This window comes from Pseudomonas sp. B20(2017) (assembly GCF_002113125.1).
Taxonomy (GTDB): Bacteria; Pseudomonadota; Gammaproteobacteria; order Pseudomonadales; family Pseudomonadaceae; genus Aquipseudomonas.
In genome coordinates this window covers 1-19,303 of record NZ_NEJP01000026.1, presented here as the reverse complement: position 1 = coordinate 19,303, position 19,303 = coordinate 1, and the positions used below count along the sequence as shown (strand labels likewise).

Annotated in this window: 18 protein-coding genes; 12 read left to right on the top strand and 6 right to left on the bottom strand. The window is 58.6% G+C overall.

The window, feature by feature from the left end; all coding sequences use genetic code 11:
- Positions 1-3 precede the first annotated feature (3 nt).
- From CAF63_RS27200 to CAF63_RS27190, 4 genes are all read left to right on the top strand, one after another.
- Complete coding sequence (locus tag CAF63_RS27200; RefSeq protein WP_085690472.1) at positions 4-1,104, top strand: hypothetical protein; 1,101 nt, start codon at positions 4-6, stop codon at positions 1,102-1,104.
- Positions 1,105-1,180: 76 nt separating this feature from the next.
- Complete coding sequence (locus CAF63_RS27195) at positions 1,181-2,470, top strand: M18 family aminopeptidase (protein WP_007960074.1); 1,290 nt, start codon at positions 1,181-1,183, stop codon at positions 2,468-2,470.
- A 132-nt stretch (positions 2,471-2,602) separates the two neighbouring features.
- Positions 2,603-2,779 carry a hypothetical protein gene (locus tag CAF63_RS28880; protein ID WP_007960078.1) on the top strand — a complete coding sequence of 59 codons (177 nt, stop codon included), beginning with the start codon at positions 2,603-2,605 and terminating at the stop codon, positions 2,777-2,779.
- Positions 2,780-2,855: 76 nt separating this feature from the next.
- Positions 2,856-5,012, top strand: a complete 2,157-nt coding sequence (locus CAF63_RS27190; protein ID WP_085690471.1) for a mechanosensitive ion channel family protein — start codon at positions 2,856-2,858, stop codon at positions 5,010-5,012.
- A gap of 337 nt (positions 5,013-5,349) precedes the next feature.
- On the opposite strand, the gene CAF63_RS27185 is transcribed toward CAF63_RS27190, so the two are convergent.
- On the bottom strand, positions 5,350-6,063 hold the full coding sequence (locus CAF63_RS27185; protein WP_011333178.1) for a UTRA domain-containing protein: 714 nt from the start codon (positions 6,061-6,063) through the stop codon (positions 5,350-5,352).
- Positions 6,064-6,414: 351 nt separating this feature from the next.
- On the opposite strand from CAF63_RS27185, the gene CAF63_RS27180 reads away from it, so the two are divergent.
- The 6 genes from CAF63_RS27180 to CAF63_RS27155 all read left to right on the top strand — a co-directional run bounded on the left by CAF63_RS27180 (position 6,415) and on the right by CAF63_RS27155 (position 11,770).
- Entirely contained in the window at positions 6,415-7,479 is a 1,065-nt protein-coding gene (locus tag CAF63_RS27180; RefSeq protein WP_085690470.1) for an ABC transporter substrate-binding protein, read from the top strand.
- Positions 7,480-7,660: 181 nt separating this feature from the next.
- Positions 7,661-8,467, top strand: coding sequence for an alkaline phosphatase family protein (locus CAF63_RS27175; protein ID WP_085690469.1), 807 nt, complete (start codon positions 7,661-7,663; stop codon positions 8,465-8,467).
- A gap of 5 nt (positions 8,468-8,472) precedes the next feature.
- Positions 8,473-9,309: an ABC transporter permease subunit gene (locus CAF63_RS27170; protein ID WP_178081332.1), complete on the top strand. Its 837-nt coding sequence runs from the start codon at positions 8,473-8,475 to the stop codon at positions 9,307-9,309.
- Complete coding sequence (locus CAF63_RS27165; RefSeq protein ID WP_085690467.1) at positions 9,296-10,096, top strand: ABC transporter permease; 801 nt, start codon at positions 9,296-9,298, stop codon at positions 10,094-10,096. Before CAF63_RS27170 ends, CAF63_RS27165 begins: the two co-directional genes overlap by 14 nt.
- On the top strand, positions 10,093-11,082 hold the full coding sequence (locus tag CAF63_RS27160; protein WP_085690466.1) for an ABC transporter ATP-binding protein: 990 nt from the start codon (positions 10,093-10,095) through the stop codon (positions 11,080-11,082). The genes CAF63_RS27165 and CAF63_RS27160 overlap by 4 nt, the downstream gene beginning before the upstream one ends.
- Positions 11,083-11,116: 34 nt before the next feature.
- Positions 11,117-11,770, top strand: a complete 654-nt coding sequence (locus CAF63_RS27155) for an HAD family phosphatase (protein WP_085690465.1) — start codon at positions 11,117-11,119, stop codon at positions 11,768-11,770.
- Between the two features lie 112 nt (positions 11,771-11,882).
- On the opposite strand, the gene CAF63_RS27150 is transcribed toward CAF63_RS27155, so the two are convergent.
- Positions 11,883-12,845 carry a zinc-binding dehydrogenase gene (locus tag CAF63_RS27150; RefSeq protein WP_085690464.1) on the bottom strand — a complete coding sequence of 321 codons (963 nt, stop codon included), beginning with the start codon at positions 12,843-12,845 and terminating at the stop codon, positions 11,883-11,885.
- 181 nt (positions 12,846-13,026) lie between these two features.
- On the opposite strand from CAF63_RS27150, the gene CAF63_RS27145 reads away from it, so the two are divergent.
- Both CAF63_RS27145 and CAF63_RS27140 read left to right on the top strand, forming a co-directional pair.
- The gene (locus CAF63_RS27145) at positions 13,027-15,111 is read left to right on the top strand and encodes a carboxy terminal-processing peptidase (RefSeq protein WP_170929008.1); all 2,085 of its coding nucleotides are present in this window, start codon (positions 13,027-13,029) and stop codon (positions 15,109-15,111) included.
- 133 nt (positions 15,112-15,244) lie between these two features.
- Positions 15,245-17,035 (top strand): bifunctional diguanylate cyclase/phosphodiesterase, encoded by a 1,791-nt coding sequence (locus tag CAF63_RS27140; protein ID WP_085690463.1) that lies wholly within the window; start codon positions 15,245-15,247, stop codon positions 17,033-17,035.
- An 88-nt stretch (positions 17,036-17,123) separates the two neighbouring features.
- On the opposite strand, the gene CAF63_RS27135 is transcribed toward CAF63_RS27140, so the two are convergent.
- The 4 genes from CAF63_RS27135 to CAF63_RS27120 form a co-directional block, all read right to left on the bottom strand.
- Entirely contained in the window at positions 17,124-17,540 is a 417-nt protein-coding gene (locus CAF63_RS27135; RefSeq protein ID WP_085690462.1) for a hypothetical protein, read from the bottom strand.
- Positions 17,540-17,947 carry a hypothetical protein gene (locus CAF63_RS29100; RefSeq protein WP_256574553.1) on the bottom strand — a complete coding sequence of 136 codons (408 nt, stop codon included), beginning with the start codon at positions 17,945-17,947 and terminating at the stop codon, positions 17,540-17,542. Before CAF63_RS29100 ends, CAF63_RS27135 begins: the two co-directional genes overlap by 1 nt.
- A 41-nt stretch (positions 17,948-17,988) precedes the next feature.
- Positions 17,989-18,339 (bottom strand): hypothetical protein, encoded by a 351-nt coding sequence (locus tag CAF63_RS27125; protein WP_085690460.1) that lies wholly within the window; start codon positions 18,337-18,339, stop codon positions 17,989-17,991.
- Positions 18,339-19,303 (bottom strand): RHS repeat-associated core domain-containing protein (locus tag CAF63_RS27120; protein ID WP_178081862.1); only part of this gene is annotated, 965 nt, incomplete at its 5' end. The genes CAF63_RS27125 and CAF63_RS27120, both read right to left, overlap by 1 nt.

The following is a 19,303-nucleotide window of genomic DNA, read 5'->3' as shown; positions in this document are numbered from 1 at the left end:
CGGATGAGTTGTACTGATTCCCTGGCAACACCCGTCAAGAAGACCCGTCATCAACTGCTCTACCTGATTTACGGCAATCAGGATGTCTACCGGCGCGAAGCCAAGTTCAGCATCCTCACCGCCCTGTCCCAGGCCAAAAACGGCAAGCGTCCGGCGATCAGGATTCTCACTGACCGGCCGCAGGACTACGAAGGCTGGCCGGTCGACACCGTGCTACTCGACGAAGCGACCCTGACCCGCTGGCAGGGGCAGAACGGCTACCACCACCGGCGCAAGGCCTGTGCGATTGCCGCCGGCATGCAACTGGCCGAGAAAACCCTGTTCGTCGACACCGACACCCTGTTCACCAGCCCCCCGAGCAGCCTGTTCCAATACATCGATGCGAATCAGTCAGTGATGGATCGCTTCGAATACGACTGGAAGGACGTCTTCGAACGGCCTGGCTACTTGAAGCTCGCTCGCGACCTCAGCGTCCACGGTGTTTCCCCGCAGAACGGCTTCAAACTCTATAACAGCGGCCTGTGTGGCATCACCGACCGCGACTCGGCGTTGTTCGAAGAATCGATTCGCCTGATCGATGAGTGGACGGCCGGCGGGTTCGAGATCCACACCATCGAGCAAATCGCCCTGTCCTACGCAATGCGCGAACGGCCGGTGGTGGAAGCCCGCAAACACGTCTACCACTATTTCGCGGAAAAACGCTTCTTCCACGCGATGCAGGCGTTTTTCTTCGCCCAGCACGGCGAGAAATTCAGTCAGCGACTGGTGGACCTGTGCACTGATGTGCCTCGGGTCAAACCCTTCCCTTCCGCCTGGCAGCGCCTGAAGATCAAGTGGAAATTGCGCAATCAAAGCGGTGCCATGCGCAAGGTCGGCCGGGATCTGCTGTACGGCAGCGCCGCGCCAGATCACCCCTACTACAGCGCCTGTCGTCATGAATGGTGGGAATGCGCCTCACGGGAAATCCTGCGCTGGGACGAGAGCCGCCAGAAAAAGCTGCTCAATCAGAGCCGCTGGCCAAAACAACTGCCTCGTCCGGACAAGCCTGAAGACGAAAAAGTGATCATGAATTACCTGAAAAAACGCGTGGCCGCCGCTCGTTGATGCGAGTGGCACATGTCTTGTCCCAAGCATCAGGCCGATGCGTTAAACTCCCGCCCATTGCTGTCTGGAGCTTGTTATGCGCGAAGAGTTGAACCAAGGCCTGATCGACTTCCTCAAGGCCTCCCCTACCCCGTTCCACGCCACCGCCAGCCTTGTTCAACGGCTGGAGGCCGCCGGTTATGTGCGCCTCGACGAGCGCGAAACCTGGCACACCGAAGCCAATGGTCGTTACTACGTCACCCGTAACGACTCCTCGATTGTCGCGATCAAGATGGGCCGCAACTCGCCACTGCACGACGGCATCCGTCTGGTCGGCGCCCACACCGACAGCCCGTGCCTGCGAGTCAAGCCACAACCTGAATTGCAACGCCAGGGCTTCTGGCAGCTCGGCGTCGAAGTCTACGGCGGCGCGCTGCTGGCGCCATGGTTCGACCGCGACCTGTCGCTGGCTGGCCGCGTCACCTTCCGCCGCGACGGCAAAGTCGAGAGTCAACTGATCGACTTCAAGGCCCCGATCGCGATCATTCCCAACCTGGCCATTCACCTCAACCGTGAAGCCAACCAGGGCTGGGCCATCAACGCCCAGACCGAACTGCCACCGATTCTCGCGCAGTTCGCCGGTGACGAGCGCGTGGACTTCCGCGCGGTGCTCACCGATCAACTGGCCCGCGAACACGGTCTTAACGCCGACGTGGTGCTGGATTACGAGCTGAGTTTCTACGACACCCAAAGCGCCGCCGTCATCGGTCTGCATGGCGACTTCATCGCCGGTGCACGCCTCGACAACCTGCTGTCGTGCTACGCCGGCCTGCAAGCCTTGCTGACCGCCGACACCGAAGAGACCTGCGTGCTGGTGTGCAACGACCACGAAGAAGTCGGTTCCTGCTCTGCCTGCGGCGCTGATGGCCCGATGCTGGAACAGACCCTGCGCCGTCTGTTGCCGGAAGGTGACGAGTTCGTGCGCACCATCCAGAAATCCCTGCTGGTCTCGGCCGACAACGCCCACGGCGTACACCCTAACTACGCCGAGAAGCACGACGCCAACCACGGCCCGAAACTCAACGCCGGCCCGGTGATCAAGGTCAACAGCAACCAGCGCTACGCCACCAACAGTGAAACCGCCGGTTTCTTCCGCCATCTGTGCATGGCCGAAGAAGTGCCGGTGCAAAGCTTCGTGGTGCGCAGCGACATGGGTTGCGGTTCGACCATCGGCCCCATCACCGCCAGCCACCTGGGCGTGCGCACCGTCGATATCGGCCTGCCGACGTTCGCCATGCACTCGATCCGCGAATTGTGCGGCAGCCACGACCTGGCTCACCTGGTCAAAGTGCTGAGCGCGTTCTACGCCAGTCGCGAATTGCCATAACAAACAGCCGGGATCGCAGCTTCGAGCTGCGATCCTTTGGCCTGTAAAACCGGCTCACTTCTGATACACATCACCACCGGTCGGCAAAATCCCACCTAGACTTAAATCATTCCCTTCGACAAGGCTGTCGCCATGATCTCGATGTCTGCGTTCCACTCCATGCTCATTCCCATCCTGTGTGGAATGATTCTGCTGGCCATCGGCTTCAACTTCCGTGACAAGAACGCCGGTGTGTTCGCCATGTGGATCGGCATGCTGATGATCCTGGCCACCGTGGTCTACAAGATCCTGGCCAAACTCAACGAATAAATCCGCGCCCGGCTCGCATTGAATCTGGCGGGCTCGTACACTCGCCCGATCCGCCCCTTGCGAGGTTGACCGCCTAGTGTTCGCTCGTCTTTTTGCCCTGCCCTGCCTGTTCCTCGTCTGCCTGATGACCCTGATGTCGCCGGCACCTGCCGACGCTGCCGGTCTGCCGGGACTGCTCACAGGCTCCGGCAATACTCAGCCAGAAGCTCAGGCACCGCTCGGCCAGTCGCTGGACGAAGTCATCAAGTCGCTGGAAAACGACAAGCAACGTGCCCAGTTGCTGACCGATCTGAAAAAGCTGCGCGACGCCACGAAAAAAGCCCAGGCCAGCCCCGAAGAAGGTGTGCTGGGACTGATCGGCGGCACCCTCGCCACTTTCGAAAAACAATTCACCGGCGCCGACAGCCCACTCAATCGCTGGTCTGCCGAATTCGACATGGCCCAGGACGAGCTCAAAGGCCTGATGCTTCCGGCCAGCGAATGGCTGCCGATCATCTTCGCCTTCGCCGTGATCCTCGCGGTCTGGAGCCTGCTCGCCGCCGCGCTGATCTGGCTCGGCCACCGGGTACGCATGCGCTTCGGCCTGACCGAAGAACTGCCGCAAAACCCCCGGGCCCTCGATATGCTGCGCTTCGCCCTGCGCAAGCTCGGGCCATGGCTGATCGCGTTGGTGATCACGGTTTACATGAGCTACGCGCTGCCATCGTCACTGGGCAAAAGCCTGGCGATGGTGCTGGCATACGCGTTGGTGGTCGGCACCTGTTTCTCGGCCATCTGCGTGATCGCCTTCTCCGTACTCGACGGCCCGCACCGCCATCGCGCGTTGTACATCCTGCGTCACCAGGCCTTCCGCCCGTTGTGGCTGATCGGCAGCTTCGCCGCCTTCGGTGAAGCCCTGAGCGATCCGCGACTGGTGGCCGGCCTCGGCGTGCACCTGGCACACACCGCCGCCACGGTCGCCAACGTCCTCGCGGCGCTGTCGACCGGGCTGTTCATCCTGCGTTTCCGCCGGCCGATCGCCCACCTGATCCGCAACCAGCCCCTGTCCCGCCGCCTGACCCGCCGTGCCCTCAGCGACACCATCGAAATCCTCGGCACCTTCTGGTACGTGCCGGCACTGGTGCTGGTGGGCATTTCCCTGTTCGCCACCTTCATCTCCGCCGGCGACACCAGCACCGCCCTGCGCCAGTCGCTGATCTGCACCGTGCTGCTGGTGTTGTGCATGGTCATCAACGGCCTCGTCCGCCGCCACGCCCTCAAACCCCAACGCGGCCCAAAACGTCATGCGCTGTATTCCGAGCGCCTGAAAAGCTTCTTCTACACCCTCGCGCATTTGCTGGTGTGGCTGGCTTTCATCGAACTCGGCCTGCGGGTCTGGGGCATGTCGCTGATCGGCTTCACCGAAGGCGAAGGGCACGACGTCAGCGTAAAAATCTTCAGCCTGATCGGCACGCTGATCTTCGCGTGGCTGATCTGGATCCTGAGCGACACCGCCGTCCACCACGCCCTCACCCGCTCGCGCAAAGGCCTGGCCAACGCCCGCGCACAAACCATGATGCCGCTGATCCGCAACGTACTGTTCGTGGCGATCTTCATCATCGCCCTGATCGTCGCCCTGGCGAACATGGGCATGAACGTCACGCCCCTGCTGGCCGGTGCCGGCGTCATCGGCCTGGCCATCGGCTTCGGCGCCCAGTCACTGGTGGCCGACCTCATCACCGGCCTGTTCATCATCATCGAAGACTCCCTGGCCATCGACGACTACGTCGACGTCGGCGGCCACCTCGGCACCGTCGAAGGCCTGACCATCCGCACCGTACGCCTGCGAGACATCGACGGCATCGTCCACACCATCCCGTTCAGCGAAATCAAAAGCATCAAAAACTACTCCCGCGAATTCGGCTACGCGATCTTCCGCGTGGCCGTGCCGTTCAACATGAGCATCGACGAAGCCATCAAACTGATGCGCGACGTCGGCCAGAAAATGCGCACAGATCCGCTGCAACGACGCAATATCTGGTCGCCTTTGGAATTCCAGGGCGTGGAAAGCTTTGAATCCGGCAACGCAATATTGCGTGCAAGGTTCAAGACCGCACCGATTAAACAGTGGGAAGTTTCACGAGCGTTCAACCTGTCGCTGAAACGGCACCTGGATGAAGCCGGCCTGGACCTGGCGACGCCGAGAATGAATGTGCAAGTGATCACCGCAGGCGGCGGCCAAACCCAGGAATAAACCAGCCCTCACCACTCAAAACGATGAGCGTTAGCTCGAGTAAAGCTTTTGATCTTTTGGCCCCATCGGCCGGCTGAGTGGAGGGATTTATCCGGGGGTGGGAGCGCAGCGACCATGCGGCGAAGCCGCATGCATCGAGAGGAGGTGCAGCGAAGCAAACCGTAGGCGATGCCCCCGGATGAATCCCGTAACGAAGGAACACCGAGCCCAGGCGAGGTGCCGAACGCCGGGGCCCAGCGTTTTTGGTTACTTTTTTGGCGTTTGAAAAAAGTGACCCGCCGTAAGGGCGGAACCATAAGCCGCAACACCCGAAGCAACGGATATTCACACAAAGTGATCAAACCACATCAACCCCAACGTGAATCGCATCATGCCGCCAAAACTCCAGATCACAATCAATCAACCGCCCAAACTGATCATAATTAACCCGAGCGATCCTCAACCCCGGACTCCCCACCGAAACCCGCAACGCCGCCGCCGCATCGACCGATAAAGACGTCGGCACAATCTCGAACCGCACCCGCCCATAGTGCAAATCGTAATGCCGCGCATACAGCTCGGTAATCGACTGATTCAAATCAAACTCCAGAATCCCCGGAAAAAACTGCGGATTCAGATAATGCTCCACATACAGCACCAGTCGCCCATCGATCCGCCGCGACCGGCAAATCTGAATCACGCTCGACAACGCCGGCAACTGCAACCAGGCACACACCGCCGCTGACGCCGGTTGTAACCGCGCCGAAATCACCTCGGTCGACGGCACCCGCCCCTGCGCACTGACCATCGCGTGAAAGTGACTGCGCTGCATCAGGTTGTAAGCCAGACGCGGTGGTGACACGAACCAGCCCCGCCGCTCCTCGCGATAAATCTGCCCTTGCGCCTCCAGCTGCAACAACGCTTCACGCACCGTAATCCGCGTCGTACCGAACAGCTCACTGAGCTTGCGCTCGGCCGGCAACTTGCTCCCCGCCGCCAGCAACCCATGGTCGAGCTGTTCCTGAAGGATCTGGCCAATCGCTGTCACCGCTTTTGTTGCCTCATCGCGCATCAACGTTACCTATCTGGACTAGACCAGCACTGTTTCGGGGCAAAACCGCACAGCAATCGAGCCATCCGGTCGTGCTGCAAGCCTAGGCAGTGCAGATGACCGAGAGATGACAAAACTACCGAACGGTCGTCCTGACAACTTGCAATACATCGGCCAAGTCCCTTGTCTACCGGGCCTTTGAAGCTGGTCTACGCTTAACGGGCAGCCGTCGATACCGGAGAAATAAAAGGCTGACAGGGCAATTGCCGACATCAAAATGTCATCCAGCCGCCTTAGATTGGCTCAGGTATTGCTGACCTAGACCAACACAAACCGCAATCGCAGCGTTGAACACGACCAAGGAGCTTCGGAATGAAACAGCTTTTCCTGGCAACACTGTTAGGCTCGACCATTGCCATGTGCACCGCCGCCATGGCGGCTGATGATCTGAAAACCCTGGAAGCCGCTGCGAAAGCGGAAGGCGCCGTCAACAGCGTCGGCATGCCCGATGACTGGGCCAACTGGAAAGGCACCTGGGAAGACCTGGCCAAGAACTACGGCCTGAAACACATCGACACCGACATGAGTTCGGCCCAGGAAATCGCCAAGTTCGCCGCCGAGAAAGACAACGCCACTGCCGACATCGGCGACGTCGGTGCGGCTTTCGGCCCGATCGCGGTCAAGCAAGGCGTGGTGCAACCGTACAAACCGACCACCTGGGATCAAGTACCGGACTGGGCCAAGGACAAGGACGGCAACTGGGCACTGGCCTACACCGGCACCATCGCTTTCATCGTCAACAAGAAGCTGCTGCACGGCTCCGAAGTGCCGACCAAATGGGCTGACCTCAAGGGCGGCAAATACAAGGTCTCCATCGGTGACGTGAGCACCGCTGCACAAGCTGCCAACGGTGTACTCGCCGCTGCGCTGGCCAACGGCGGCGACGAGAAAAACCTGCAGCCTGCCCTGCTGCTGTTCGCAGACATCGCCAAGCAGGGTCGCCTGTCGATGGCCAACCCGACCATCGCCACCATGGAAAAAGGCGAGATCGAAGTCGGCGTGGTCTGGGACTTCAATGGCCTGAGCTACAAGGCCAAGATGGCCAACCCGGATGACTACGTGGTGCTGATCCCGTCAGACGGTTCGGTGATTTCCGGCTATACCACCATCATCAACAAATACGCGAAGAACCCGAACGCCGCCAAGCTTACCCGCGAATACATCTTCAGTGACGCCGGCCAGACCAACCTCGCCCGCGGCAACGCCCGTCCGATCCGCGCCGAGCACCTGCAACTGCCGGAAGACGTGAAAGCCAAACTGCTGCCGAACGAGCAGTACAAGAAAGTCACGCCGATCAAGGACGCCGATGCGTGGGAAAAAACCTCCAAGGCCCTGCCGCAGAAGTGGAACGAAGAAGTCATCGTAGAAATGAAGTAAGCCCGTAAGTCCCCACAGGGTTTGACGCAAAACCCTGTGGGAGCGGGCTTGCCCGCGATGGCAATTTCACATTCAACAAATGTGTTGAATTGCATGACGCCTTCGCGGGCAAGCCCGCTCCCACAGGATCCGTGTCTATTTCGAGTTTTCCGATTTATTGTTTCGCGGAGTTTTTGCCCCTATGAAGCACACCGTCATCCTTGTCGTGCTCGACGGCCTCAACTACGAGGTCGCGCGTCACGCCATGGGGCATCTGCAGGCTTACGTTGGCGCAGGACGCGCCGCGCTCTATCAGTTGGAGTGCGAGCTGCCGGCCCTGTCCCGACCGCTTTACGAATGCATCCTCACCGGCGTACCGCCGATCGACAGCGGCATCGTCCACAACAATGTCTCGCGCCTGTCCAACCAGCGCAGCATCTATCACTACGCCCGCGATGCCGGTCTGAAAACCGCTGCCGCGGCGTACCACTGGGTCAGCGAGCTCTACAACCGCTCGCCGTTCGTGGCGGCACGGGATCGGCATACCGATGACCCGACGCTACCGATCCAGCACGGCCACTTCTACTGGAACGATCACTACCCGGATTCGCACCTGTTCGCCGACGCCGAAAACCTGCGCCTGCGCCACGCTCCGGATTTTCTGCTGATCCATCCGATGAACATCGACGACGCCGGCCACAAGCACGGCCTCGACACCCCGCAATACCGCAACAGCGCGCGCAGCGCCGACATCATCCTCGCCGACTACCTGCAAGGCTGGCTCGACGCCGGTTGCCAGGTGCTGGTGACCGCCGACCACGGCATGAACAACGACCGCTCGCACAACGGCCTGCTGCCGGAAGAACGCCAGGTGCCATTGTTCGTACTCGGTGATGCCTTCAGCCTGAACGCCGATGCCACGCCGAAGCAGACCGACCTCTGCGGCACCGTCTGCGAACTGCTCGGCGTACCCCACGACAAACCTGTTTGCCGGGAGTTGCTCAAGTGAACTCAATGACTCGCGGCAAATGGCTGGCCGCCCTGTGCCTGGTGCCTTTCGCGCTGTTCTTTATCGCGTTCGAAATCGCCCCGCTGATCTGGGTGATGATCAACAGCCTGCAATCGGAAGAATTCGGTTGGGGCTTAGCCAACTTCAGCAGGATCTTCAGCTCGAAGTTCTACCTGCAGGCGATCCAGTACAGCCTCGAAATCAGTTTCTGGTCGAGTGTGTTCGGGATCATCATCGCGGTGCTGGGTGCGTACTCCCTGCGCCGGGTCGATTCGAAACTGCGCAACTTCGTCAATGCCTTCGCCAACATGACCAGCAACTTCGCCGGCGTGCCGCTGGCCTTCGCGTTCATCATCCTGCTCGGTTTCAACGGCAGCATCACCATCATGTTGAAGCAGGCCGGGATCATCGAAGACTTCAACCTGTACTCGAAAACCGGGTTGATCATCCTCTACACCTACTTCCAGATTCCCCTCGGCGTCTTGCTGCTGTACCCGGCGTTCGATGCCCTGCGCGAAGACTGGCGCGAATCCGCCGCACTGCTCGGCGCTGACGGCTGGCAGTTCTGGCGCCACATCGGCCTGCCGGTACTGACGCCGGCCCTGCTCGGCACCTTTGTGATCCTGCTGGCCAACGCCCTCGGCGCCTACGCCACGGTGTATGCCCTGACCACCGGCAACTTCAACGTACTGCCGATCCGGATTGCGGCGATGGTCTCCGGCGACATTTCGCTCGATCCGAACCTGGCCAGTGCCCTGGCCGTGGTGCTGGTGGCGCTGATGACCCTGGTGACCGTCGTGCATCAACTGCTGCTGAAGAGGAGCTACCATGTCTCGCGCTGAATCCGGCCCGGCCGGCGTCTACCACCGCGTCGTGGTGTATCTGCTGTTCGCCATCCTGCTGCTGCCGCTGCTGGGCACGCTGATCTACTCGATCGCCAGCAGCTGGTCGGCCACAATCCTGCCCAGCGGTTTCACTTTCAAGTGGTACGTCCAGTTGTGGAGCGACCCGCGCTTCCTGCACGCCTTCGGCCAGTCACTGCTGGTGTGCGTCGGCGCGCTGATCCTGTCGGTGGTGCTGATACTGCCGCTGCTGTTCGTGGTGCATTACCACTTCCCCAAACTCGATGCGCTGATGAACATCCTGATCCTGCTGCCCTTCGCGGTGCCGCCGGTGGTGTCGTCGGTGGGCCTGTTGCAGCTCTACGGTTCCGGACCGTTCGCGATGGTCGGCACGCCATGGATTCTGATCGGTTGCTACTTCACCGTAGCGTTGCCGTTCATGTACCGGGCGATCACCAACAACCTGCAAGCGATCAACCTGCGCGACCTGATGGACGCCGCCCAACTGCTCGGCGCCAGCACCTTTCAGGCCGCGTTCCTGGTGGTGCTGCCAAACCTGCGCAAAGGCCTGATGGTCGCGTTGCTGCTGTCGTTCTCGTTCCTGTTCGGTGAGTTCGTGTTCGCCAACATTCTGGTCGGCACCCGCTACGAAACCCTGCAGGTTTATCTGAACAACATGCGCAACAGCAGCGGCCACTTCACCAGTGCGCTGGTGATCTCCTACTTCTTTTTCGTGCTGGTCCTGACCTGGGTCGCCAACATCTTGAACAAGGACAAAAGCGAATGAGCTATGTCAGCGTCCAACACCTGCAAAAAAACTACGCGGGCACCACGGTGTTCAGCGATATCAACTGCGAAATCCAGAAAGGTGAGTTCGTCACCCTGCTCGGCCCGTCCGGTTGCGGCAAATCCACCCTGCTGCGTTGCATCGCCGGCCTGACGCCGGTGGATGGCGGCAAAATTTTGCTGGACGGCGTCGACATCGTGCCGCTCACCCCACAGAAACGCGGGATCGGCATGGTGTTCCAGAGCTACGCGCTGTTCCCCAATATGACCGTGGAGCAGAACGTCGCCTTCGGCCTGCGCATGCAAAAGGTCAACGCCGACGACAGCCACAAGCGGGTTGCCGAAGTGTTGAAACTGGTTGAACTCAACGATTTCGCCAGTCGCTATCCGCATCAGTTGTCCGGCGGTCAATGCCAGCGCGTCGCCCTCGCCCGCTCGTTGGTGACCCGTCCGCGCCTGTTGCTGCTGGATGAACCGCTGTCTGCCCTCGACGCGCGGATTCGCAAACACCTGCGTGAACAGATCCGTCAGATCCAGCGCGAACTCGGCCTGACCACGATTTTCGTCACACACGATCAGGAAGAAGCCCTGACCATGTCTGACCGGATTTTCCTGATGAATCAGGGAAAGATCGTACAAAGCGGCGATGCCGAAACCCTTTACACCGCGCCGGTCGACGTGTTCGCCGCCGGCTTCATCGGCAACTACAACCTGCTGGATGCCGAGAGTGCGTCGAAGCTGTTGCAGCGGCCGATCAACCACCGCATCGCGATTCGCCCGGAGGCCATCGAACTGAGCCTCAACGGCGAACTCGACGCACAAATCCGCAGCCACAGCCTGCTGGGCAACGTGATTCGCTACCGCGTCGAAGCCCGGGGCGTGGAACTGGTGGTGGATGTGCTCAACCGCTCGGCGGCGGATCTGCATCCCGACGGTCAGCGCCTGTCACTTTCCATCGATCCCACCGCCCTGTGTGAGGTAGCCTGATGACTTTGCTGACACCCAAGAGGGAACTGAACTGATGGCCCTGGCAATTTTTGATCTGGACGAAACCCTGATCCACGGCGACTGCGCCACTCTCTGGAGCGAGCAGATGGGGCGCCTGGGCTGGGTCGATCCCGAGTCGTTCATGCGCAAGAACAACGAGCTGATGGACGCCTACAGCCATGGCAAGTTGCGCATGGAAGACTACATGGAGTTCAGCCTCGAACCGCTGATCGGCCGCACTCCGGAAGAGGTCGAGCATCTGGTCGGCCCTTGGGTTGAAGACTTCATCGAGCCGATCATCTTCAGCGACGCCACCAAGACCATCGCCGCCCACCGCAAGGCCGGCGACCGGATTCTGGTGATCTCGGCCTCGGGCACGCACCTGGTCAAACCGATTGCCGATCGACTGGGCATCGACGAGGTGCTGGGGATCGAACTGGAAGTGGCGCATGGCGTGTACAGCGGCCACACCGTGGGCACCCTGACCTACCGCGAAGGCAAGATCACCCGCTTGCTGGAATGGCTGGATGCCGAAGAAGAAAATCTTGAGGGCGCGAGTTTCTATTCCGACTCACGCAATGACCTGCCGCTGCTGCTGAAGGTGGATTACCCGCATGTGGTCAATCCGGATCCGGTGTTGCTGGCAGAGGCCGAGAAATCCGGCTGGCCGATCCACCTCTGGAAGTAGTCGGATACCACTGTGGGAGCGAGCTTGCTCGCGATTGCGATCTGTCAGTCGCTGACTATGCCTCTGACGGACTGCCATCGCGAGCAAGCTCGCTCCCACAGGTTCGGCTTTTTCAGCTCAGGCTGTCGTCGATCACCAGTACCAGCTTCCCGGCGACCGTGTTGCTCGCCAGCTCGGCGAATGCCGCCTCGGCATCCTTGATCGCAAAGGTCTTGGCCAGTTGCGGCTTCAGTCGCCCCTCGGAAAACAGTGGCCACACGTGTTGGCTCAGATCGCTGAACAGATCGGCCTTGAACTGATCGTCACGGCTGCGCAGGGTCGAGCCCAGCAGTTGCACGCGCTTGGCCAATACCTGGGCCAGATCCAGTTTCGCCTCGCGGCCGCCCATCAGGCCGATCAGCACCCAACGGCCGTCCTGCGCCATCAGCTTGAGGTTCAACGCCGAATAGTTGCCGCCCACCGGATCCAGGATCACATCGAACGGCCCGAAATCCCGCAGGCTTTCCAGATCGTCGGTGCGAACCACCCCGCCCTGAGCACCCAGCGATTCGCAATAGGCCAGCCGCTCAGTCGAGCCGACGCTGACCCAGCACGGATTGCCGAAGGCCTTGCACAGTTGAATCGCGGCTGAGCCGATGCCACTGGCCCCGGCGTGCAGAAGAACTTTCTCACCCGGTTTGAGCGCAGCGAGTTGAAACACATTCAGCCAGACGGTCGCGTACACCTCGGGCAACGCCGCTGCCTCGATCAGCGATACACCTTCAGGAACCGGCAGCACATGCCGTCCGTCGACGACCACTTCTTCGGCCATCCCGCCCCCGGCCAGCAAGGCGCAGACCCGATCACCGACCTGCCAGGACGAACCTGCGCCGACCTCGCTGATCACCCCGGAACACTCAAGACCCAGCACCTGGCTGGCACCCGGAGGGGGTGGATAAAGTCCGGCTTTCTGTAATAAATCCGCGCGATTGAGGCCTGCTGCCGCCACGCGGATGCGAACTTGTCCTACATCACATGTAGGACTTGGTTCATCAACCCATGCCACTTGACCTTCAACGCCTTGCAATGCCTTCACAGTGCCTCCATAGTGAGTCTGGACTGAGCCCGAAGCTGTAGCGCCGGGCTTTTTGCATTATGCGACCGGCCCTGGGGTCTGAACGAACGCTGAACAGCAGTTATCGTACAGAGCGTAGAGGTACCGGCGACTTCAAAGACGGCCTAATATGCGTTATCAATTGTCCCCGCGTCGAATCAGCATGAAGCATCTGCTCCCCAGCACCGCCCTCGCTCTTTTCATCGGTATCGGTCTGTTGCCGGTGTCGGGCACCACATTCGCAGCCAACAGCTGGGACAAGTTGCAGCCTGATCGCGACGAAGTGATCGCCAGTCTGAACGTCGTCGAGTTGCTCAAGCGTCACCACTACAGCAAGCCGCCGCTCGACGATGCGCGCTCGGTGATCATCTACGACAGCTACATCAAGCTGCTCGACCCGTCGCGCAGCTACTTCATGGCCAGCGACATTGCCGAATTCGACAAGTGGAAGACCCAGTTCGACGACTTCCTCAAGAGCGGCGATCTCAACGCCGGGTTCACCATCTACAAGCGCTACCTGGACCGCGTGAAGGCGCGTCTGGACTTCGCCCTTGCCGAGCTGAACAAAGGCGTCGACAAGATGGACTTCACCACCAAGGAAACCTTGCTGATAGATCGCAAGGACGCTCCGTGGCTCAAGTCCACCGCGGAACTCGATGACCTGTGGCGCAAACGCGTCAAGGACGAAGTGCTGCGGCAGAAGATCGCCGGCAAAGAGCCGAAGCAGATCCAGGAAACCCTGACCAAGCGCTACAAGAATCAACTGGCGCGTCTGGACCAGACCCGCGCCGAAGACATCTTCCAGGCGTACATCAACACCTTCGCCATGTCTTACGATCCGCACACCAACTATCTGTCGCCGGATAACGCGGAGAACTTCGACATCAACATGAGCCTGTCCCTCGAGGGCATCGGCGCCGTGTTGCAGAGCGACAACGACCAGGTGAAAGTCGTGCGTCTGGTGCCGGCAGGCCCGGCCGACAAGACCAAGCAGGTTGCTCCGGCCGACAAGATCATCGGCGTTGCCCAGGGCAACAAAGAGATGGTCGACGTGGTCGGCTGGCGTCTGGACGAAGTGGTCAAGCTGATCCGCGGTCCGAAAGGCACCGTGGTGCGTCTGGAAGTCATCCCGGCCAGCAATGCGCCGAACGACCAGACCAGCAAGATCGTGCCGATCACCCGTGAAGCGGTGAAACTTGAAGACCAGGCTGTGAAAAAATCCGTGCTCAACCTGAAACAGGACGGCAAGGACTACAAGCTCGGCGTAATCGAGATTCCAGCCTTCTATCTGGACTTCAAGGCCTTCCGTGCCGGCGATCCGGACTACAAGAGCACCACTCGCGACGTCAAAAAGCTGCTGACCGAACTGCAGAAAGAGAAAGTCGACGGCGTGGTCATCGACCTGCGCAACAACGGCGGCGGTTCCCTGCAGGAAGCCACCGAGCTGACCAGCCTGTTCATCGACAAGGGCCCTACCGTGCTCGTGCGTAACGCCGATGGCCGGGTCGATGTACTCGAGGACGAAAACCCGGGCGCGTTCTACAAAGGCCCGATGGCGCTGCTGGTCAACCGCCTGTCCGCCTCGGCTTCGGAGATCTTCGCCGGCGCCATGCAGGACTACCACCGTGCGCTGATCATCGGTGGCCAGACCTTCGGCAAAGGCACCGTGCAGACCATCCAGCCGCTGAACCATGGCGAACTGAAGCTGACCCTGGCCAAGTTCTACCGGGTTTCCGGTCAGAGCACCCAGCATCAGGGCGTACTGCCGGACATCGATTACCCGTCGATCATCGACACCAAGGAAATCGGCGAAAGCGCCCTGCCGGAAGCCATGCCTTGGGACACCATCCGAGCGGCGATCAAACCGGCGAGCGATCCTTTCAAGCCGTACCTGGCCCAGCTCAAGTCAGAGCATGACACCCGTTCCGCCAAGGACGCGGAGTTCGTGTTCATCCGTGACAAGCTGGCCCTGGCGCAGAAGCTGCTGGAAGAAAAAACCGTCAGCCTCAATGAAGCCGAACGCCGTGCCCAGCACGCCGACATCGACGCCAAGCAACTGGCGATGGAGAACATCCGTCGCAAGGCCAAAGGCGAAGAACCGCTCAAAGAGCTGAAGAAAGAAGACGACGACGCCCTGGCAGCCGCCGAGCCGGACAAGGTCAAACCGGAAGACGACGCCTACCTGAGCGAGACCGGGCGCGTGCTGCTGGATTACCTGAAGCTGAGCAACCAGGTCGCAAAGAAGTAAGGTGATGGCAATTTAATGCTGACGATCCGCGGATCGTCATCAAACAGTCATCATTCTGTCGTGCAATAAAGGACTGGGAGCGGTTCTCTTCATCGAGAACGCTCCCAGTCCTTTTTTATCGCCAGAGATTGCCATGACCACGACCGAACAGCTGAGTGCCTTGAGCTCGATCCTGACTCAAAGCGGTTTACACAGCCTGTTCCAGCCGATCATTTGCCTCTCCGAACGGCGCATCCTCGGCTACGAAGCCCTGACTCGCGGCCCGTCCAACAGCCCGCTGCACTCCCCCATCGCCCTGTTCGCCGTGGCCCGCCAGGCCGGACGCTTGAGCGAACTGGAAATCGCCTGCCGCCAAAGCGCCTGTCGTCGTTTCAACGAACAGCAGTTGCCGGGCAAGCTATTTCTTAACGTCTCTCCGGAATCCCTGCTCGAAGCGGCGCACCAGCCGGGGCGCACGCTGCAGCTGCTTCAGGATTTTGGTATTCCACCGAGCCAAGTGGTGATCGAACTCACCGAGCAGACACCGATCGATGATTTCCAGTTGCTGCAGACTGCGCTGCATCACTATCGGGCCATGGGGTTTTCAATTGCCCTCGACGATCTGGGCGCGGGTTATTCGAGTCTGCGCCTGTGGTCGGAACTGCGACCGGATTACGTGAAGATCGACCGGCACTTTATCGACGGCATCCATCAGGACGCGTTGAAACGCGAGTTCGTCGGATCGATCCTGCAAATCGCCAAGGCCTCCCGGGCACAGGTGATTGCCGAGGGCATCGAGTTGCCGGAAGAGTTGGCGGTGCTGACCGAAATGGGGGTGGATCTGGTGCAGGGCTATCTGCTCGGGCGCCCTCAGGAACACCCGCCGCGCGATGCCCGAGCCTTGATGCCCAAGCACGACAGCAGCGCCGTTGCGCTGAATGATGAAGGCAGCGATCTCAGCGCCCTGCTCAACGATCAACCGGCCGTGAATCGCGACACGCCGACCGCCACCGTACTAGAAGCCTTCCGCCGCCAAGCCAACCTGAACTCGCTGGCGGTGCTCGACGAACAGGGTCAGCCATGCGGCATTGTCCACCGTCACTCGTTATCCGATGCGCTGCTCAAACCCTTTGCCACTGACCTGTTCGCCCGCAAACCGATCAGCCGCCTGATGAACGACGACTTCCTCGCCGTGGAAATGAGCCAGTCGCTGCAACAGGTCAGCCGCCTGATCACCAGCCGCGCCCGGCAACGCATCGAAGAAGATTTCATCATCACCCTCAACGGCAGCTACCTGGGCCTGGGCCGGGTGATTGACGTGCTCAAACTGATTACCGAACTGAAAATTCAGCAGGCCCGCTATGCCAATCCGCTGACCTTGTTGCCGGGGAATGTGCCGATACAGCAATGCCTCACCCGGCTACTGCAACAGGGGCGCGAGTCGGTGATCTGCTATGTCGACATCGACAGCTTCAAACCCTTTAACGATATCTATGGGTATGGGCGTGGGGATGAGGTGCTGTTGTGTCTGGCGCAATGTCTTAACGAACGCGTTGACCCGTCTCGCGATTTCGTCGGGCATATTGGTGGTGATGATTTTCTGTTGGTGCTCGGCCCGGAGGATTGGCGCAAACGGCTGAACCAATTGCTTGATGACTTCCAGAGCCAATGCCGCCGTTTCTACCGACCTGAGCACCTTGAAGCTGGGTGTTTTGTGGCGCCGAATCGTCAGGGTATTCGTCAGGAGTTTCCGTTGCTGTCATTGTCCATTGGTGTGGTGCATTTGCATCCTGAAGCGTGTGCGCAACTGGATGCGAGTCAGTTGGCAGAGATGGCTTCGCAGGCGAAGCATCATGCGAAGAATGTTCCTGGGTATAGCGTGCATTTGATTGATAGCCTGTTCGCGCAGCCATCTGCAGAAGCACTTACACTCGGACATCGATGATTCGACATAACCGAATCTCTTGCAACCAGCACCTTCACCCTATAAATGCCCCCAAACCTTCAAAATCGCAGCAAGCATTAAGTTGCGCCTACCAAGTTGATGAGTCTTCTTGAATGGCTTTGTAAAGCTCGTCCATCCATGCTTCGGACAACTGAAAGTACATGCTTTCGAAAAATGCTTTTGGGTCACTCATTTCGTCCCAGCCGTCTGGTAACAAGGAGTGAGAGTATGGATCATGCTCCAGAACCTCTTGAAAGACATCACCACCTTTTTCAAGCGCCTCTCCCAATACGGCAAACAAAACGAATTTATGCCGATAGCTCAGCTTCGAAAACCGCTGGATTACGTACCTGGAGATTAAAATACTTCTGTCTGATGGATCCTCAGGATCGTACGCAGCCAGCGCCTCACCCAAGCTCTCTTCGCGATCATATGTATCAAACCCACCGAGAAGGTGAGACAACCTTGGACGATAAGGAATATCAAGATAAGGATGCATCAACATTATGCTTTCTCTATTGGGTATAGAGCCCAAGGCTCCAGAGTCTCGAAATCAAACCTCATTTCAAAACCATGCATTTCAGGGATGTAGCGTGGATCAGATGGATCTGCAGGATTTGGCTCATATCCTTCACCAATATTTTCAGTCTCCATTCTCACTACCAGATTTCCCATACTATCCTCTCCAGTGAAACGGGGCATTTTTCTGGACTCTCTTGTCATCGCCTCGTTATATGCATTCCTCTGCGCTCTATGACTCAAAAAGCGAGAGCTGTGAACACCCCGACACTTCCTAGGCTTAACAGAAATCGCATCATTAATTTGTAAAAAAACTTCATTACCAACTTGGGCTCCAGGCTTACGTCTGGCACCAAAAAACGACCGGACAAACCGAAAAAAATCTTTAATCACAGCTACTCCACAACTAAAAAATCTAATCAATCTCACAAACTTCATAAAATTTCACGACGATATCTTGAAAGACATTCTAGAAGCACGGTCATAAACTGCCTCTTGTCTTCCACCTCATCATCAAAGTAGGTTGTCATACTTCCAAAAACCCGCTCAAAATCATCGCCTTCATTTAAGAAGTATCTAACAGTCTCAATTAACAAATCCTGTTCACTTGTTGTGTATTCAAAAAACTCAGCGCGCAACAAATCGTCAAACAGCTCGACAAGCTCTAATCGGCTATTCACATCCTTCGAAACTATCAATCTCTCTCTAGCATCATCCGTCGTATTCTCTATATCAAAAACAAAAAGCAAATTTTTAATATCTACAATCTTATACAACCTATTCATTAGTCAAAATCCGCATAAGCTGTCCTGACACGCTGCTGCGGCGTAAGAATCACCACAGCCTTTGATTGCCTACCATATTCAAGACTTCCTTTCTTATACCCTTCACCAATAATTTTACCCATATCAATAGGCCTCTTGGAAACTTGTAAATTCGTATACTTAAAAATCAATTGCGCTCTATAGATCGCATTCAACTGATCCCTATGACTCAAAAAATGTGTTGCTGCAGACGGAATTTTTGGTTGCCCATCCTTACTACCACCGATGTATCTTTCTATTTCACCCGTGGTGGGATTCCTGCCTGAATTCAACCTTTCAAGTTGAGATCCCACTGTAGTTTGAGCACCATGCTTTTCCAAAAAATGCTCTCCATTATCTGCATCTTCCATTTCATATAAACGCCGATAAGCATTCTCCTCCGCCAACTCATCAATCCGCGCCCGTCGTTCTTGCGCGGTCATCTTTGGTAGTGGTGGCTCCCCTTCATTAACGACCGAGCCAGGTGTCCCATGTTTCACTGGTCGACACGGTTTTTTCGGCGGCGGACAATTGGACGTCAACCCCAACGGATCCACCCACCCCGTCGGATTCGGTACGTACCGGTACTGATTCAACCCACCCGCCAGCTTCACCGGATCCGGCGTCAGGTACCGCCCCACGTCTGGGTCGTAATACCGGTGCCGGTTGTAATGCAGTCCGCTTTCGTCGTCGAAGTACTGCCCCTGAAAGCGCAGCGGCTGGTTCAGGTAGTCCTCGGTCGCCAGTTCCAGCGAGGTGACCTTGCCGTAGGCGCTGTATTTGGCCGACCAGACGACCTCGCCGCTGTAATCCGTCAGTTCCTGCGGCGTGCCGAGGTGGTCGAGCTGGTAGTAGAACGGGCAGGCGCGTTTCGGGCCTTTGCCGTCGAGCATCGCCAGCGGGCGGAAGGTGCCGGGTTCGTAGATGAAGCTGCGGTGCTGGGTCG

What these genes read in the sequence shown, in the direction of transcription:
- CAF63_RS27155 (WP_085690465.1), top strand. Translation starts at nt 11,117, where the DNA reads ATGGCCCTGGCAATTTTTGATCTGGACGAAACCCTGATCCACGGCGAC.
- CAF63_RS28880 (WP_007960078.1), top strand. Translation starts at nt 2,603, where the DNA reads ATGATCTCGATGTCTGCGTTCCACTCCATGCTCATTCCCATCCTGTGT.
- CAF63_RS27185 (WP_011333178.1), bottom strand. Translation starts at nt 6,063, where the DNA reads ATGCGCGATGAGGCAACAAAAGCGGTGACAGCGATTGGCCAGATCCTT.
- CAF63_RS27125 (WP_085690460.1), bottom strand. Translation starts at nt 18,339, where the DNA reads ATGAATAGGTTGTATAAGATTGTAGATATTAAAAATTTGCTTTTTGTT.
- CAF63_RS27170 (WP_178081332.1), top strand. Translation starts at nt 8,473, where the DNA reads ATGACTCGCGGCAAATGGCTGGCCGCCCTGTGCCTGGTGCCTTTCGCG.
- CAF63_RS27200 (WP_085690472.1), top strand. Translation starts at nt 4, where the DNA reads ATGAGTTGTACTGATTCCCTGGCAACACCCGTCAAGAAGACCCGTCAT.
- CAF63_RS27140 (WP_085690463.1), top strand. Translation starts at nt 15,245, where the DNA reads ATGACCACGACCGAACAGCTGAGTGCCTTGAGCTCGATCCTGACTCAA.
- CAF63_RS27165 (WP_085690467.1), top strand. Translation starts at nt 9,296, where the DNA reads ATGTCTCGCGCTGAATCCGGCCCGGCCGGCGTCTACCACCGCGTCGTG.
- CAF63_RS27195 (WP_007960074.1), top strand. Translation starts at nt 1,181, where the DNA reads ATGCGCGAAGAGTTGAACCAAGGCCTGATCGACTTCCTCAAGGCCTCC.
- CAF63_RS27135 (WP_085690462.1), bottom strand. Translation starts at nt 17,540, where the DNA reads ATGTTGATGCATCCTTATCTTGATATTCCTTATCGTCCAAGGTTGTCT.
- CAF63_RS27175 (WP_085690469.1), top strand. Translation starts at nt 7,661, where the DNA reads ATGAAGCACACCGTCATCCTTGTCGTGCTCGACGGCCTCAACTACGAG.
- CAF63_RS27145 (WP_170929008.1), top strand. Translation starts at nt 13,027, where the DNA reads ATGAAGCATCTGCTCCCCAGCACCGCCCTCGCTCTTTTCATCGGTATC.
- CAF63_RS27160 (WP_085690466.1), top strand. Translation starts at nt 10,093, where the DNA reads ATGAGCTATGTCAGCGTCCAACACCTGCAAAAAAACTACGCGGGCACC.
- CAF63_RS27180 (WP_085690470.1), top strand. Translation starts at nt 6,415, where the DNA reads ATGAAACAGCTTTTCCTGGCAACACTGTTAGGCTCGACCATTGCCATG.